A 14929-nucleotide genomic window follows, 5' to 3' on the forward strand; every position below is an offset into this window, starting at 1 on the left:
GCCATCTCGTTCACTTCGAACAGCTCAAGCGGGTCAATCAGGCCCTCGGTATTCAGTGCTTCAGCCATCTGATGGAGATTTCCCCGTTAACCCTGAGTATCAAGGGCTTGCATGAGGCTTATCATGCAAGCCCTTTTTCTTTGCATTGCAAAAAGTCCCCGCACCTTGGTCATTCCGAAGCATTCCAGACCCCGGTCGAAGCCGTGCGTCTGGCATAAGCACTGAAGTTATTGGCTGTTCGTCCCAAGGCTTGCCTTACACCATCGGCAACAGCGGTATTGCGCCCGTCCAGTACCGTGGTGAAGAGATAAAGCACCAGGTTTATCCAGGGCGCCGGCAGTTGCGCATTCTCTAGTTCCTTGCGGTAACTCTCTGGCGGTACTTGTATGAACTGGATGTCGCGCCCTGTTGCCGAGCCGATCTCCTGAATTGCCTCAGCGAAGGTCAATGCTTTTGGCCCGGTCAGTTCAAAGAGTTTTCCAGCATGTCCGGGTTTTGTGAGTGCCTGCACGGCGACCTCGGCAATATCTTCTGCATCAACAAACGGTTCAGCGATATTGCCGACTGGCAACACGAGCTGACCTTCGATGATCGGCTCGAGGAAATGCGCTTCGCTGAAGTTCTGGAAAAACCAACTGGCACGCAGGATTGTCCAGTCGATACCGCTGTTCTGCACAATACGTTCAGCTTCTTGCGCTTCAATTTCACCGCGTCCTGAAAGCAGTACCAAGTGTTTGACGTGGTGCTCGACGGCGAGCGAAACGAACGCCTGCAGGGTTTCCAGGGCGCCGGGCATGGCGAGATCGGGCTGATAGGAGATATAGACTGCGCGCGCGCCCGTCAGAGCTGCGCTCCAGGTTGAAGGATTGTCCCAATCGAATGGAATGGGTGCATTGCGCGATCCTGGTCGCACTGGATGTCCTTCTTCGATCAGTCGTTTGCTGATGCGGCTTCCGGTTTTTCCGGTAGCGCCGAGTACCAGAAAGGGTTGGGCTTCTGAGCTTGTCATGATCATCTCTCTGTTAACGTGAGCATCTCTCACAAAAAATACGATAGATGCTCACGTTATGCCGTCAAGAAACGACTGCCCTTAGCCGACGACAGGTCATTTGTTGGACGTCACGGATTTAGATCGGAGAATTGAGAGAGTCGGCGAGGGCCGGCTGGAGTATTTCCCGAAGCGACATGCGCTTGAAGGTTTCGACCAGTCGCTTGCCTTCTGCCTCGGAGCAGGAAATGGCCAGGCGCATCGTTGATTCACCCAGCTGCCAGACCAGAAAAGCCGCATCGCTCACTTGTTGTTCATTAGCGTCAGGAAAGGCGCGCAGCACCGCGCGGGTCAACATTTGCGCCGCAATGCGACTTTCCTGCAGTTCCAGATCCAGCAGCTGTTTGTCAGTCTGCATGCCTGACCAGATATCGCGCATGACCGGTTCTGCCGTGATGACCTGGTAGTACAGATCCAGCAGTTCCGAATAAGCGACTTCCAGCGATTGGGCATCGTGGACCTTCTCCAGAGCAACCTGGATACAGCGACGGCTTTCGGCGTTGTAGCGTTGCGCGAGGCTGAGGATGATCGAGCTTTTGTCGGGAAAATATTGATAGAGAGAACCGATGGATATCTCGCAGAGCGAAGCGATTTCGCTCATCTTCAACTGATCGCTGCCCTTGCTGGCGATCAGCCGGGTAGCCACGCCGAGAATCCGTTCCTGCCGTTCACGGCTGCGTTTTTGCGACGGATTGCGGCGAGGTGAGGGGGGCGCTCCGAAGTTGTCTTCAGGATCAAGGGATGTTTGCACGCTGAGTTACCGAAACTGAAACCGACAGGACTCACCATAGCATCGGCAGAGCTACACAGTAATAAACACATCAGCAGAAATGGGCCGAACAGACGGCCCATTGTGTTACCGGTCTAGACGAAGGCTTGCCCGGTAAAACCCCGTGGCAGGCGCTGGAGGCCAGCCATCGCCGTCAGACGTTCGATCCACTCGGAACGCCAATTGGATGCATGGTTCGTTGCCTTGGCATGGCGAGCAGCCCGGCGCGCCGCATTGCGCTGGTCTTTGCGTGCGTTTTTATAAGCGTCGGTGTTGCGACAGCTGCGGCACTTGACGCGATTGAGCTCGGGGCTGGCGCTGAGATTGTTGCCCTTGTGACCACAGGCCAGATGCCCGTCGACTTTGAAGTGAATGACCATGAGACGCCTCCTTGGTGACGTGTAAAGGGTTTGACCTTTCACCACCAAGGACGTTCTTTTTTTGCAGGCATTGTGCGAATCAGTGGATCACCTGAAGCGTGGCAGAGGCCGATCGACAGGCTTGAGCGACGAGAGGGTGCTGCGGATCAGCGGCGTATCCTTTTCGATGTCGTTCAAGCGATCGCGGATGCGCAGGGCGGTCGGGTGCCCGCCTTGATGATCGACCCAGTCGGCGATCTCTTTGCAGGCCGCAGCAAGGCGTGCCTCCCGGGCCTCGAGCAAGGTGAGGAGAGTGGTGATGGACTCTCTTTCGGACATGGAACACCTCCGTTCAGGAAACCGCTCTGAGGCAGCAAAAAGCCCGCGAAGCGCGAGCTCTCTGCCGTTGGGGCGCTGCTCCTTCAGCTGGTTTGAGTATAGACCCGTAAATGACAGCTATCAGCCCGAAGACTCACAGTCCGTCACTCGTGAGCTGACGGCATTCAGTCGCTGGCATTCTCGCCGGGCGTCCTCTTCCAGATCGTAACCATCCCCGATGAAACCGCCGGTACGCGTGTCGTTGATGCGATACCAACTGGTGGCCTCGGCGGGTTCGTGGAGACTCTCTCCTGCGCGGCGACCGTGAATGATGATCTTGTTGCAACGCTTCACGACGAATATGTCTTCCATGGCGTCACCGCAGCTGATTCATATCAGATCAACTATAGAAGCCCTGACAAATCGTGCAAAAAATAGTCAGGTCAGTTCGTCGGTTGAAGTAACCACCCGGAACGATGCCAGTTCAGAGAGTGAGTCGGTTGCAGCGCCTTGAGGAAGTCCTGGTCGTGCGAAACGGCAACTATCGCTCCCGGAAATGTCTGCAAGGCTCGTTCGAAAGCTTCCACCGAGGGCAGGTCCAGATGATTGGTCGGTTCATCCAGCAACAGCAATTGCGCGGGCTCTGCTCTCCACAATGCCAGCGCCAGTGCGGCTTTCAGGCGTTCGCCACCGCTCAATGAAGCGCAACATCCCGTGGCGCGACGAGCATCCAGTTGCAGGTGAGCGAGGTTGCTGCGCAGCGTACCTTCGTCCAGTCCCGCGCCCTGCATCATCAGCTGTTCGGTGATCGAGCGCTGATCGTCCAGTTGGGCCAGTTGCTGATCAAGAAACGCGAATGGAACGTGAGTCGTGGCGACCCCGCCGATTGGTGCCCATTGCCCGGCCAGCACCTTCAGCAGGGTCGATTTGCCGCACCCGTTGGGACCGCTGACGGCGATTCGCATCGGACCACGGATCACCAGGCTCAGGCGGCTCGTTGCTGCTGCGCGGGGCAGCCATGGCAATCCGGCTTCAATCAGTGTGCAGACCTGACGATTGCTCGGCACGGTGCTTCCGGGCAGGTTGACCAGCACACCGTCTGCGGGCTGTACCTTGGCGTATGCCTCCCGTACCTGGGCATTGAGCTCGGACTTGCGTGCCTGATGGCTTTGTCGGACATGCCCCATGATTTCGCGGGCGGCGCCTTTGATTGCCACGTATTCGAAACTGGCAATGTTGGCGGTTTCGGCTTTGCGTCGGGAATTGGCTGCATGGCGTTGTATCGTGTCGTGTTCACGCCGCAACCGTAGGTGTTCACGCTGACGTTCGCTTCGGGCTTGATCGAGACGCGCTTGTGCCGCTGCCTGATGAATCCGTTGATACTCACGGAACGCCGAATAATTGCCGCGGAAGTCATTTGCCTCCACGCCATTCAATTCGACAATCCGTTGCATGCCATCGAGCAGTTGCCGGTCATGGCTGACGATGATCAGCCCGCTGTGCCAGCGCGCCAGTGCGGCCATCATCCATTGCCGGCCCGATGAATCCAGATGGTTAGTCGGTTCATCAAGAACCAGCAACGAAGCCTGATTCAAAAACGCGCCGATCAGTGCGACTCGTGCTCGTTGGCCGCCACTGAGTTGTTCGGTCAAGTCTGTGAGTGCGACCTCGGCCAGACCGGCGTCATCGAGCAAGCGCCGCAAACGCTCCGCGAGATCCCATTGTTCGCCAATGAGGTCGAAATCCTCGACGGATGCGCAGCCCCGGTTCATTCGTTCCAGGGCCTGAAGAATGGCGGCGCTGCCGGTGGTTTCGGCGACCGTCTCGCCGGGTGCTGCGACCAAGGTTTGCGCTACGTAGGTTGTGGCCACTGTGCGCGTCACGCTGCCGGTGGTGGGCTGCCATTGTCCGGCGATCAAGCGCGCCAGCACGCTTTTACCGACGCCGTTGCGTCCGACGATGGCGGTCGGCGTGTGATCGAATTTCAAATCGAGTGCATCAAAAATCGTCTCGCCATTGGCGAACTGGAAACCCAGCTGATTCAGGGAGACGAGGGCAGGCGTACGCGAGACGTGAGTCATCGGCACCTCCAAAAAATGTCGTGAAAACAGACAAGCGCCCTGAGAGGCGTGTCGCGATTACATTTTTGAAGGCTTAGTTGTTCACTTTCTGCGGTCGTCCTTGGGAAGGGAAGCTCGATAGCCTAGTCGAGACGTTCGACCGCTTCAAGCCATGTCAGACATGCGTTCAAGAAATAGCGCCAAGGCGACTTCTTCCTTGCGCAGACCTTTGCGGATCCTCGGCTTTGGCAGCTCCGCCAGTGCGCCCAGCATGAAATGCTCCACCACGGCCGGGTGGATATAGCATTTGCGGCACACTGCCGGCGTGTTGCCCAATTGCCGCGCCACACCTTTGACCATCTCCACCACATGCCGCTTGGCTTCGGATTCCGATTCCCATTGCAACTCCCGCAACACCGCAAGGGCTAGGGCGCTACCAGCCCAGGTCCGGTAGTCCTTGGCGGTGAAATCCGCGCCGGTCAGGGTTTGCAGGTAGGTGTTGACGTCGGAAGAGCTGACGGTGTGCCGTTCGCCCTGTTCATCCAGGTACTGGAACAGGTTCTGCCCCGGGATTTCCAGGCAGCGTTTGATTATCCGCGCCAGGCGTCGGTCTTTCACGGTGATCTGATGCTCGATACCGCTCTTGCCGCGAAACTGGAACAGGATCGCGCTGCCATTGATCTCGACATGCCGGCTGCGCAAGGTGGTCAGGCCGTACGATCGATTGTCCCGCGCGTATTGCGTATTGCCGACGCGAATCAGCGTGGCATCGAGCAGCGTGATTACCGTAGCCATGACTTTGTCGCGGCTGAATCCCGGCGCGTCCAGCAACACTTCCAGCTGTTTGCGCAGCTTCGGCAGCGCCATGCCGAACTCGCGCAGTCGCGAGTATTTGTCGGCATCGCGGACTTCGCGCCAGCGCGGGTGATAGCGGTATTGTTTGCGCCCGCGAGCATCGCGGCCGGTGGCTTGCAGATGGCCGCGAGGGTCCGCGCAGATCCAAACATCGGTGTAGGCCGGCGGCACAGCCAGCGCATTGATGCGTTTGATTTCGTCAGGATCGCGGATGCGCTGGCCAGTTGCGTCGAAGTAGCAGAACTTGCCGCGCAGCTTCTTGCGGGACAGTCCCGGCTGGGTGTCATCGACGTAATGCAGGTCCGAGGGCAACACATCGGTCAGCGCGGTATCGGGCATGGCGGGGTTCCTGGGCGGCAATCGGGCTGTTACAGCGATTGACCGCAGACCCCGGCAGTCGTGCCGACCGATTTATGCCAGAACCGCGACAGCCTTGATCTGCGCCCATAATTGTTGGCCGGCATGTACACCAAGCTGATCCCGTGAGTAACGGGTAATACGGGCCAGCAGCGGCGTGCCGCCCGCATCGAGACGAATCAGCACATGAGCGGCATTGTCGGCGGGCATTTCGCTGACCACCGTGACCGGCAACCGATTGAGGATGCTGCTGTGCTCGGTGTTATGCAGGGTCAGGCTGATATCGCGAGCCTGCACTTTGCAGCGCAGCGCCTGGCCGATCTCCATGGGGGAGTGAGTCACGCGAATGCTCAACAACGTGTCGGGCAATTGCAGGCAAAGCAATTGGTAGTCGTGATCGTAGGAAATGACTTGCCCCTCGATCACGACCCCAGCGTCATCGCCCATTGCCAGAGGCAGATCGAGGCGCGCCAGGGTTTCGCCGATGGGGCCGCTGGCCAGCGCTTTACCGTTGTCGAGCAGCACCAGATGATCGGCCAGTCGCGCGACTTCATCCTGTGCGTGGCTGACATACAGAACCGGGATATCGAGTTCGTCGTGCAGCCTTTGCAGGTAAGGCAGGATTTCGCTTTTGCGCTGACTGTCGAGGGCGGCCAGCGGTTCGTCCATCAACAGCAGTTTCGGACTGGTCAATAGAGCTCGGGCAATGCCGACGCGCTGACGCTCACCGCCGGACAGATGCTGCGGATGACGCTCCAGCAAGTGGCCGATTCCCAATAGTTCGGTGGCTTGTGCCATGTCGACCCGGCGCTGATTCCTGGCAATCCGCTTGAGGCCGAATTGCAGGTTGGCCAGCACCGAGAGGTGCGGAAACAGGCTCGCTTCCTGAAAGACATAGCCAAGCGCACGCTTGTGCGGCGGGACGAAAATGCCTTTTTCGCTGTCCTGCCAGACTTCGTCGTTGATTTGCACAAAGGCGTGCGAGGCCCGTTCAAGTCCGGCGATGCAGCGCAGGCAGGTGGTCTTGCCGGAGCCTGATTGCCCAAACAATGCAGTCACGCCACGACCGGGCAGGTGCAGGTCGACATCCAGGCCGAAGCCTGAATAAGCGAGTTTCAAGCGTGCTTCAATCATCGATCAACTCCAGCCTGCGCGCGACTTGCGGCTGGAATAGAGCGCCAGCAACACCAGGAACGAAAACACCAGCATTGCCCCGGCGAGCCAATGGGCCTGTGAATATTCCATGGCTTCGACATGGTCGTAGATTTGCACCGAGACCACTCGGGTCTTGTCGGGAATATTGCCGCCGATCATCAGCACCACGCCGAATTCGCCAACCGTATGGGCGAAACCGAGAATCGCCGCAGTAACGAAACCGGGGCGCGCGAGCGGCAGGATGACGCTGAAAAAAGTGTCCCAGGGATTGGCGCGCAAAGTGGCGGCCACTTCCAGTGGGCGAGTGCCGATCGCGGAGAAGGCGTTTTGCAACGGCTGCACCACAAAAGGCATGGAATAGAGCACCGAACCGATGACCAGTCCGGTGAAACTGAAGGTGAGCGTGCCAAGTCCCAGCCATTGGGTGAAGTGGCCAAGAAAGCCATTCGGCCCCATTGCCAGCAACAGATAGAAACCAATGACAGTCGGCGGCAACACCAGGGGCAGGGCGACGATCGCCCCGATGGGGCCGCGCAGCCAGGAACGGCTGCGTGACAACCACAGGGCAATCGGAGTGCCGATGACCAGCAGGATCGCGGTGGTCAGGGACGCCAGTTTCAGGGTCAGCCAGATCGCCGCGAAATCGGCACTCGTCAGCGACATTTACAGCTGATAACCGTAGGACTTGATGACCGCAGCGGCTTTCGGGCCTTTGAGGTAGTCAACCAGTGCCTTGGCGGCGGCGTTGTCCTTGCCTTTGTTCAGGATGACGGCGTCCTGTTTGATCGGGTCGTGCATGCTCGCCGGAACGATCCAGGCCGAACCGCTGCTGACCTTGCCGTCCTTGTAGATCTGCGAAAGCGCTACGAAGCCCAGCTCGGCGTTGCCGGTGGAAACGAACTGATAGGCCTGGGTGATGTTCTGGCCTTCGACGATCTTGGCTTTGGTCGCTTCAGTCAGTTTAAGCTTTTCCAGCACTTGGGTAGCCGCCAAGCCATAAGGCGCGGCTTTCGGGTTGGCGATGGACAGGTGCTGGTATTCGTTTTTCTTCAGGACTTCGCCTTTGGCATCGACGTAATCTTCTTTGGCCGACCACAGCGCCAGGGTGCCGATGGCGTAGGTGAAGCGCGAACCTTTGACGGTGTCGCCTTCCTTTTCCAGTTTTTCAGGCGTGGTGTCGTCAGCGGAGAGGAATACCTCGAACGGCGCGCCGTTCTTGATCTGGGTATAGAACTGCCCGGTGGCGCCATAGGCTGCGACCAGTTTGTGCCCGGTGTCTTTTTCGAAATCGGCGGCGATTGCCTGGATCGGTGCAGTGAAGTTGGCCGCGACGGCAACTTGCACTTCATCCGCCTGAACAGCGCCGACGGCGAATACCGCAAGCAGGGAGGCCAGGCAGGTAGGGGCAAAACGTGAGGCACGAATGGTCATGTAACAGCTCCGTTGTTGGCAGGTGCAGTGGGCAGTTGTTGTTAGAGGGGTAGACTGCGCCGATGCGAGGGGGTGAATCGCTATATAGCTGAATATATAGCGAAATGCTTCCAAACGGAAAGTGCTGGTTTCAGGTGGGCAGGTGAGGGCATGAAATCCCTCGGTCTGCCCTGCCTTTACCGAGCCAGTTTCGCGAGCGCTCCTTCGGCCAGTTGCCGGGTCAGTTCGGCACTGCTCAACTCCTTGCCCAGCGTAAACGCCTGGCCCGCCCACAGGTTGCTGAAGTCGGCCTCGTCCTTGGCGCGCAAGGGCATCAGAGCACCGCCGGCCAACGGAAACGCCGGTGCCTTGGCCGACATCGGTCCCACTTCGCGCATCACTCGATTGAGGATTCCCCGTGCCGGGCGCCCGGTGAACAGGTTGGTGATCGCTGTTTCACTGTCTTTTGCCGTGCGCAGCGCCTTGTGATGAGAGGCGCTGACTTTGGCTTCTGGTGTAAACAGATAAGCCGTGCCGACCTGCACGGCCGATGCGCCGAGCATGAAGGCCGCAGCCACGCCTCGAGCATCGGCGATCGCACCAGCGGCAATCACCGGCACTTTGACCGCGTCGACGATTTGCGGCACGAGGGCAAAGGTCCCGACCTGGCTGCTCAGGTCATCGCTGAGGAACATACCCCGGTGCCCGCCGGCCTCATAGCCCATGGCGATGATTGCGTCGCATCCGTTCTGTTCCAGCCAGATGGCCTCATCGATGTTGGTGGCCGAGGAGAGGATTTTCGCGCCGGTGGCCTTGACCCGGTCCAGCAGGGATTTTTCCGGCAGGCCGAAGTGGAAACTCACCACCTCCGGGCGAAACTCTTCAAGCACTTCGCAAGCGGCTGCATCAAACGGTGCACGGTTGGATACTGGCGTCGGAGCATCGAAATCGGCACCCAGCTCGCGGTAGTAGGGTTCCAGCAGATTCTTCCAGTCCCGTGCCCGCTGTTCATCGGCGGCCGGTGGCTGGTGGCAGAAGAAATTGACGTTGAACGGTTTGTCGGTGCCCTGACGGATGGCCTTCAGTTCTTCGCGTAATTGCTCGGTGCTCAGCATCGCTGCCGGCATCGAACCCAAGCCGCCCGCGTTGCACACAGCGATGACCATCGACGAGTTGGTGGCACCGGCCATCGGGCCCTGGATAATCGGCAGTTCGATGCCGAGCAGGTCAAGAATGCGCGTATCTGGCCATTGGTTCATGGAAAAGACTCCGAAGGACAAAGCAGGGCAGAGAAGCTGAAGCCGGTTTTTTTACCAGCAAAACCGGGTTCAGGGCCAGCCAAGATTTGCAGCCTCTCGGGATTCGGCTCAGCGTCGATGAAGTCCGCCAGCACCGACTCCACCGAATGAATGGTTCATGAACTGCGAGGAGTTGTGGAAGTTGTTCAACCGTTGATTGCCAACGTTACGTGCCGCCGAATCGCGGTTGAGGTTCTGCAACTGAGCATTGTTGTTGATCGGCGCTCGTGTCGCGCCTCCCTTGACCATCGACTGCCAGCCATCATCGGTTTTCTTGTAGACGTTACCGTCATGCCCGGCGTAAACGTTGTCGCCAACCCGCGCGGCGCCGCTGTTGCGCCCATGGATACCGCCGTACTGCGTGGTGTTGCCGGTGTTCGGGTTGTAGACGGCGCCACGATTGGCCGTGACCTGCGTGCCATTGCGAACATTGCCGGCCGTAACCCGACCTCCGGCAATTGCACCGCCGTTGGGCCCGACCACTTCACCACTGCGACCCGCTGCATAGTTGCCGGTGTAGACATTGTGTACCGCACCGCGCTGACCAGCCGTCGCAATCCCGGTCCGTGAGTTATAGGAAGAGCCGACCTGACCGGCCCAACGGTTTCCGGTCCAGGCGTTGTAACCCGCGCCATAACGGCTGACTGTCGCCCGGTCGCCCCACTGCCGATAGATGTTGCCGGTGGTGCCGGCCCAGCCGCCTGGGCCCCAGGCCACAGCGCCGCCGTGATATCCGTAGGCTGCACCTCCCCAGGCCAAGGGCGCCGGATACAGGTGTGGCCCCCACGCGTAACCCCAGCCGTAATTGCCCCACCATGGATAGGCGCCCCAGCCCCAGCCCATGGCGGCAGTGTTGCCGCCCCAGCTCCAGCCGAAGCCGAAACCGAAGGTCCAGCCTGTCCAGGGTGTGTAACGGATGGCGACGCCAAAACCGTAAGTCGCTGGCGGCCCGTACCAGGCAGTGCCCACCCAGGGTGTGTACGGATAGCCCGTGCCGTAAACCACGACGCCGGTCGCTGGATCCAGCGTCGAGCCTTGATAGCCCGGCGTGTAACCGACCACCACGGTATCGCCGCTGGCCTCATAGACTTTGACGTAGGTGAGGTAATGCATCGGCGAGTTCGGCGGTATCGAATAAATCACCGCCGGTACCGAACTGGCGACGGTCCATGGCCCGGTCACTGCGGTTGCGACGAACCAGATGCCGTTTTCCACCGCATACCAACTGTTTTCATCGACCCGGATGATTGGCGTCGCGCTGTTGATCACATATTGAAGCGGAGTTCCACTGATGGCTTTGAGCTGAGGCTCCCCATCGAATTGCGGGGCAGTCATTTTGACCGCGCTTTTCTTGATCGCCGACGTCTGCGGGATCGTGGCGGCAATGGCCGCTTCCTTGGCCTGCGGCGTCCCGGCCACCGAGGCTTTGACGTTCTCCTTCGGACTGTCGTCGGGGATGTTGGCGAAGTCGGCCGGCAGCTTGTCCGCCGGGGTAAATGTCCACGGGCCGTTCATGTCAGCGGCACGGAACCAGCGGCCGGAGATCAGCACATAACTGTTCTGGTCGCCGATTTCCTTGAAGATATGCCCGGTGGTGTTGCTGACATACAGCAATTGCGTACCCTGGATCGGCAGCCATTGCGGTGCACCGTCGGTGACGATCAGTTCGGTCGGGGTCGTGGCCACGAAGATCTTCGGCTGCGGCGGTTTGGCCAGGCTCGGTACCTTGTCCTTGGGATCGCTTTGCCCGGTGAGCAGGTCCACTTGCCGACTCTCGATCGCGGCTTTTTTGGCTTTCTCCAGATCCGCCAGGGGCGAGGACAGCAGGGTGTACGGCCCTGTCAATTGATCGGCAACCATCCAGCCGTCGAACACGTGCAGATAGTGTTTGTCCTGGCCGTCCTTGAGCAAAAGAGGGCGGGTGTTGATGACCCGTTGCAATCCGGTGCCGTCGACCGGGCGATACGCGGCGTCACCGTCGATATAAACGAGCATGGCCGGTACATCCGAACTGATGATGGTCGGTGGCGTGTTTTCCAGTGGCGCCGTGTCGGCTTTCTGTTCGGCGGCCAGTACGCCGACGGCAGCCTCCAATTGATCCAGGGAGATGGTTTTCTTGCGTTTGGCCGCATCGTTTTGCAGTGTCGTGATCCAGGTCTCTGCCTGGCTGGCATCGGCAGGGAAGTCGGCCTTGATGATCTTGTACTGGTCGAGCATGACCCAGCGAGTCGCTTTGTCGACCAGCGTATGAGCGCTGAACTGAACGATCCCGTAAGTTGCCTTGCCGCCGGCATCGGTCGCCTCGACGGCAGCGCGGGCCTGCAAGGTATAGCCGTCCCAGCTGTCGAGCTGGGGTTGGTACACGGTGAGCTTTGACTTGCCGCTGGTGATGACTTGTGGCCATGTCGGTTCAACGGCAGCGGCGTCTGCCGGCTTGGCCGCAGGCGCCGCCCACGCGCTGTTGAATGCCAATAGACAGAGCATCAGCCAGGCTAGAAAAGGGCGGGCGCGGGACATTGTCAGCTCCATCGACAAAGGCTTCTCGGGGATAACGGAAGCAGTCGAAATAGCATAGTCGCCCGATCTGGAATCACCCTGCGGATTCAGCGATTGGCGGAAAGTCGAGTGGGGCAAAATGTTGCAGTGTGCTATTTGAATGCCACGATCCCCTGAATCCTTCCCTGAGAGGCAGTCATGTTCAACGGCATTCTGATCGACAAAGACGACAGCGGTTATCGCGCCAGCCTGCAGACAATCGACGAGCAGCAGTTGCCTGAAGGCAATGTGACGGTGCGCGTCGCGTACAGCACGCTCAACTTCAAGGACGGGTTGGCGATTACCGGCAGCAGTCCGGTGGTGCGCAAGTTCCCGATGGTGCCGGGAATCGATCTGGCGGGTACGGTCGAAGTCAGTTCGCATCCCGACTATAAGGCTGGCAATCAGGTGCTGCTCAATGGTTGGGGCGTGGGTGAAAGCCACTGGGGCGGTCTGGCCCAGAAGGCGCGGCTAAACGGCGACTGGCTGATTCCGCTGCCAGAAGCCTTCACTGCCGCGCAAGCCATGGCCATTGGTACGGCGGGCTACACGGCGATGCTGTGCATCATGGCGCTGGAGCGCAATGGCGTGACGCCAGAGCAGGGCGAAGTGCTGGTCACCGGCGCCAATGGCGGGGTCGGCAGCTTTGCCATTGCGTTGTTGCACAAACTTGGCTATCGCGTGGTGGCGTCCACCGGGCGCGTATCGGAGCATGAATATCTGCAGCAGCTGGGCGCCAGCGAAATCATTGATCGTGCAACTTTGTCCGAGCCAGGCAAACCCTTGGTGAAGGAGCGCTGGGCTGCGGTGATCGATTCGGTTGGCAGTCATACGTTGGCCAATGCCTGTGCGAGTACCCGCGCCGAAGGCATCGTCGCGGCGTGCGGTCTGGCTCAGGGTATGGATTTCCCGGCGTCGGTGGCCCCGTTCATCTTGCGTGGCGTGACGCTGGCCGGCATCAACAGCGTGACCCAGCCCAAGGCCCGCCGAATCGAAGCCTGGGCGCGTCTGGCCAAGGATCTGGATTTCGCCCTGTTACCCCTGATCAGCCACGAAATCGGCCTCAGCGAAGCGATCGAAGCTGCTCCGAAATTGCTCGCCGGACAGTTGCGCGGACGGGTTGTCGTGGACGTCAATCGCTGACACATTAAGCGCCATCGCGGACCTGCCGGGCCGCACTTCAAAAAAAGGAGTGGCACTTCGATGGATCTACAACAACAGCACGTTGAGTCGTTCACGGTTTCAGGCTTGCGCGTTCGAACCACCAACGCCGCAGAACACAAGGCCGAATCGGCGAAAATCGGCCCGATGTGGGGCGAGTTCTTTGGCAGGAACCTGGCGCAGGTCATTCCCGGCAAGCAGACCGAGTCGCCGATTTACGGGGTGTATTCGGCCTACGAGTCGGATGCCTCAGGTGCCTTCGATGTGACCGCCGGCGTTGCTGTCGTTGATCCGCAAAGCGATTTCGAAACAATCCGGATCGAGAGTGGCGAGTATCTGGTGTTTCAGGGGCAGGGCGCATTGCCCGACGCCGTCATCGCCACCTGGGGCCGGATCTGGAAACACTTCGAAGCCAACCCGCAGATTCAGCGCCGTTACGCCACCGACTTCGAGGCCTACCTTGGCCCCGAGTCGGTAGCCATCTACATCGGCATTCGTTAAGGCTGCGTTTCCCGATACAACAGCTCACGCTTGCGCTCCACGCCCCAGCGATAGCCGGAAAGGTTGCCGTCGCTGCGCACCACACGGTGGCAAGGGATCGCCACCGCGAGGCTGTTGGCGCCGCAAGCCTGGGCTACCGCCCGAACCGCTTTTGGCGAGCCGATGCGTTGAGCGATGTCGGCGTAACTGGCGGTGCTGCCGACCGGAATTTCGCGCAGTGCCTGCCAGACCCGTTCCTGAAACGCGGTGCCCCGCACATCCAGTGGCAGGTCGAGGCCGATGGCCGGTGCTTCGATGAAGCCGACGACATGGGCGATCAGTTGTTCGAACTCGGCATCAGCTCCGATCAGGTTTGCCCGGCGAAACTGATCCTGCAGGTCGCAGACCAGTTGATGAGGGTCGTCCCCCAACAGAATCGCGCAGATCCCCCGGTCACTCTGTGCCACCAGAATCGCGCCAAGCGAACATTGGCCCACCGCAAAACGAATGTCGTTGTTTTGCCCGGCGGCCCGGAAGTCGCCGGGTTTCATGCCCAGCAACTGGTCTGCGGATTCGTAGAAGCGGCTGTTCGAGTTGAAACCGGCGTCGTACAGCGCATCGGTCACCGAGTCGCCATCCGCCAGACGTTGCCGGACTCTGCGGGAACGATGCGCGGCGGCGTAACCTTTGGGTGTCAGGCCGGTGGCGGCTTTGAAGACCCGGTGGAAATGGAAGGCGCTAAGGCCGGCGGCTTCGGCCAGTTCGTTGAGTACCGGCAGGGTTTCGGCGCTTTCGATCTGCCGGCAGGCCGCGGCTACGGTCGCGGCATGTTGCGCTGCCACGTCGCTCTGGTCCTTGCTCGCCCGTTTGCTGGGGCGATATCCCGCCGCTTCAGCTTCTTCGGCCGTGTCGAAGAACTCGACATTCTGCGGCTTCGGCAAGCGCGCCAGGCTGCTCGGGCGGCAATAAATGCCGGTGGTCTTCACGGCATAGACAAATTGACCGTCCGCACGTGGGTCGCGGGCGACGACAGCTGCCCAGCGTGGATCGTCTTGAGTGTTCAAAGGGGTCGAAAGCGTTTTCATGATGGGGAGTCCGTTGACCTGTTGAATTTCAGGTTAACC

The 14929-nt window shown here is 59.6% G+C and carries 15 protein-coding genes; 2 read left to right on the forward strand and 13 right to left on the reverse strand.

Features of this window, described 5'->3' with window-relative positions:
* Positions 1–169: 169 nt before the first annotated feature.
* From CAG02_RS00725 to CAG02_RS00780, 12 genes are all read right to left on the reverse strand, one after another.
* The gene (locus CAG02_RS00725; RefSeq protein WP_085710185.1) at positions 170–1009 is read right to left on the reverse strand and encodes an NAD(P)H-binding protein; all 840 of its coding nucleotides are present in this window, start codon (positions 1007–1009) and stop codon (positions 170–172) included.
* Positions 1010–1127: 118 nt separating this feature from the next.
* Positions 1128–1799: a TetR/AcrR family transcriptional regulator gene (locus CAG02_RS00730; RefSeq protein WP_085710049.1), complete on the reverse strand. Its 672-nt coding sequence runs from the start codon at positions 1797–1799 to the stop codon at positions 1128–1130.
* Positions 1800–1912: 113 nt separating this feature from the next.
* The gene (locus tag CAG02_RS00735) at positions 1913–2197 is read right to left on the reverse strand and encodes a hypothetical protein (protein ID WP_085710048.1); all 285 of its coding nucleotides are present in this window, start codon (positions 2195–2197) and stop codon (positions 1913–1915) included.
* Between the two features lie 87 nt (positions 2198–2284).
* The gene (locus CAG02_RS00740) at positions 2285–2515 is read right to left on the reverse strand and encodes a hypothetical protein (protein WP_085710047.1); all 231 of its coding nucleotides are present in this window, start codon (positions 2513–2515) and stop codon (positions 2285–2287) included.
* 120 nt (positions 2516–2635) lie between these two features.
* Positions 2636–2866 (reverse strand): hypothetical protein, encoded by a 231-nt coding sequence (locus CAG02_RS00745; RefSeq protein ID WP_085710046.1) that lies wholly within the window; start codon positions 2864–2866, stop codon positions 2636–2638.
* Between the two features lie 71 nt (positions 2867–2937).
* Positions 2938–4575, reverse strand: a complete 1638-nt coding sequence (locus CAG02_RS00750; protein WP_085710045.1) for an ATP-binding cassette domain-containing protein — start codon at positions 4573–4575, stop codon at positions 2938–2940.
* Positions 4576–4719: 144 nt separating this feature from the next.
* Positions 4720–5748 (reverse strand): DNA topoisomerase IB, encoded by a 1029-nt coding sequence (locus tag CAG02_RS00755; RefSeq protein ID WP_085710044.1) that lies wholly within the window; start codon positions 5746–5748, stop codon positions 4720–4722.
* 72 nt (positions 5749–5820) lie between these two features.
* On the reverse strand, positions 5821–6900 hold the full coding sequence (gene modC / locus CAG02_RS00760; RefSeq protein WP_085710043.1) for a molybdenum ABC transporter ATP-binding protein: 1080 nt from the start codon (positions 6898–6900) through the stop codon (positions 5821–5823).
* Positions 6901–6903: 3 nt separating this feature from the next.
* On the reverse strand, positions 6904–7584 hold the full coding sequence (gene modB / locus CAG02_RS00765) for a molybdate ABC transporter permease subunit (protein WP_085710042.1): 681 nt from the start codon (positions 7582–7584) through the stop codon (positions 6904–6906).
* Positions 7585–8352, reverse strand: coding sequence for a molybdate ABC transporter substrate-binding protein (gene modA / locus CAG02_RS00770; RefSeq protein ID WP_085710041.1), 768 nt, complete (start codon positions 8350–8352; stop codon positions 7585–7587).
* A gap of 176 nt (positions 8353–8528) precedes the next feature.
* Complete coding sequence (locus CAG02_RS00775) at positions 8529–9590, reverse strand: nitronate monooxygenase family protein (RefSeq protein WP_085710040.1); 1062 nt, start codon at positions 9588–9590, stop codon at positions 8529–8531.
* A 108-nt stretch (positions 9591–9698) separates the two neighbouring features.
* Positions 9699–12146 (reverse strand): autotransporter, encoded by a 2448-nt coding sequence (locus CAG02_RS00780; RefSeq protein ID WP_085710039.1) that lies wholly within the window; start codon positions 12144–12146, stop codon positions 9699–9701.
* 177 nt (positions 12147–12323) lie between these two features.
* On the opposite strand from CAG02_RS00780, the gene CAG02_RS00785 reads away from it, so the two are divergent.
* Entirely contained in the window at positions 12324–13307 is a 984-nt protein-coding gene (locus CAG02_RS00785) for an MDR family oxidoreductase (protein ID WP_085710038.1), read from the forward strand.
* Positions 13308–13367: 60 nt separating this feature from the next.
* Positions 13368–13826 carry a GyrI-like domain-containing protein gene (locus CAG02_RS00790; protein WP_085710037.1) on the forward strand — a complete coding sequence of 153 codons (459 nt, stop codon included), beginning with the start codon at positions 13368–13370 and terminating at the stop codon, positions 13824–13826.
* Here the strand turns inward: CAG02_RS00790 and ada are convergent.
* Positions 13823–14890 (reverse strand): bifunctional DNA-binding transcriptional regulator/O6-methylguanine-DNA methyltransferase Ada, encoded by a 1068-nt coding sequence (gene ada, locus CAG02_RS00795; RefSeq protein ID WP_085710036.1) that lies wholly within the window; start codon positions 14888–14890, stop codon positions 13823–13825. The two genes, CAG02_RS00790 and ada, sit on opposite strands and share 4 nt — an antisense overlap.
* Between the last annotated feature and the right edge of the window lie 39 nt (positions 14891–14929).

It is taken from the genome of Pseudomonas sp. R43(2017) (genome assembly GCF_002112345.1).
Classification (GTDB): domain Bacteria; phylum Pseudomonadota; class Gammaproteobacteria; order Pseudomonadales; family Pseudomonadaceae; genus Aquipseudomonas; species Aquipseudomonas kribbensis.

Bases quoted from the DNA above. Each gene is read 5' to 3' on its own strand.
- CAG02_RS00725 (WP_085710185.1), bottom strand. From the start codon at position 1,009: ATGACAAGCTCAGAAGCCCAACCCTTTCTGGTACTCGGCGCTACCGGA.
- CAG02_RS00735 (WP_085710048.1), bottom strand. From the start codon at position 2,197: ATGGTCATTCACTTCAAAGTCGACGGGCATCTGGCCTGTGGTCACAAG.
- CAG02_RS00740 (WP_085710047.1), bottom strand. From the start codon at position 2,515: ATGTCCGAAAGAGAGTCCATCACCACTCTCCTCACCTTGCTCGAGGCC.
- CAG02_RS00745 (WP_085710046.1), bottom strand. From the start codon at position 2,866: ATGGAAGACATATTCGTCGTGAAGCGTTGCAACAAGATCATCATTCAC.
- CAG02_RS00750 (WP_085710045.1), bottom strand. From the start codon at position 4,575: ATGACTCACGTCTCGCGTACGCCTGCCCTCGTCTCCCTGAATCAGCTG.
- CAG02_RS00755 (WP_085710044.1), bottom strand. From the start codon at position 5,748: ATGCCCGATACCGCGCTGACCGATGTGTTGCCCTCGGACCTGCATTAC.
- modC (WP_085710043.1), bottom strand. From the start codon at position 6,900: ATGATTGAAGCACGCTTGAAACTCGCTTATTCAGGCTTCGGCCTGGAT.
- modB (WP_085710042.1), bottom strand. From the start codon at position 7,584: ATGTCGCTGACGAGTGCCGATTTCGCGGCGATCTGGCTGACCCTGAAA.
- modA (WP_085710041.1), bottom strand. From the start codon at position 8,352: ATGACCATTCGTGCCTCACGTTTTGCCCCTACCTGCCTGGCCTCCCTG.
- CAG02_RS00775 (WP_085710040.1), bottom strand. From the start codon at position 9,590: ATGAACCAATGGCCAGATACGCGCATTCTTGACCTGCTCGGCATCGAA.
- CAG02_RS00780 (WP_085710039.1), bottom strand. From the start codon at position 12,146: ATGTCCCGCGCCCGCCCTTTTCTAGCCTGGCTGATGCTCTGTCTATTG.
- CAG02_RS00785 (WP_085710038.1), top strand. From the start codon at position 12,324: ATGTTCAACGGCATTCTGATCGACAAAGACGACAGCGGTTATCGCGCC.
- CAG02_RS00790 (WP_085710037.1), top strand. From the start codon at position 13,368: ATGGATCTACAACAACAGCACGTTGAGTCGTTCACGGTTTCAGGCTTG.
- ada (WP_085710036.1), bottom strand. From the start codon at position 14,890: ATGAAAACGCTTTCGACCCCTTTGAACACTCAAGACGATCCACGCTGG.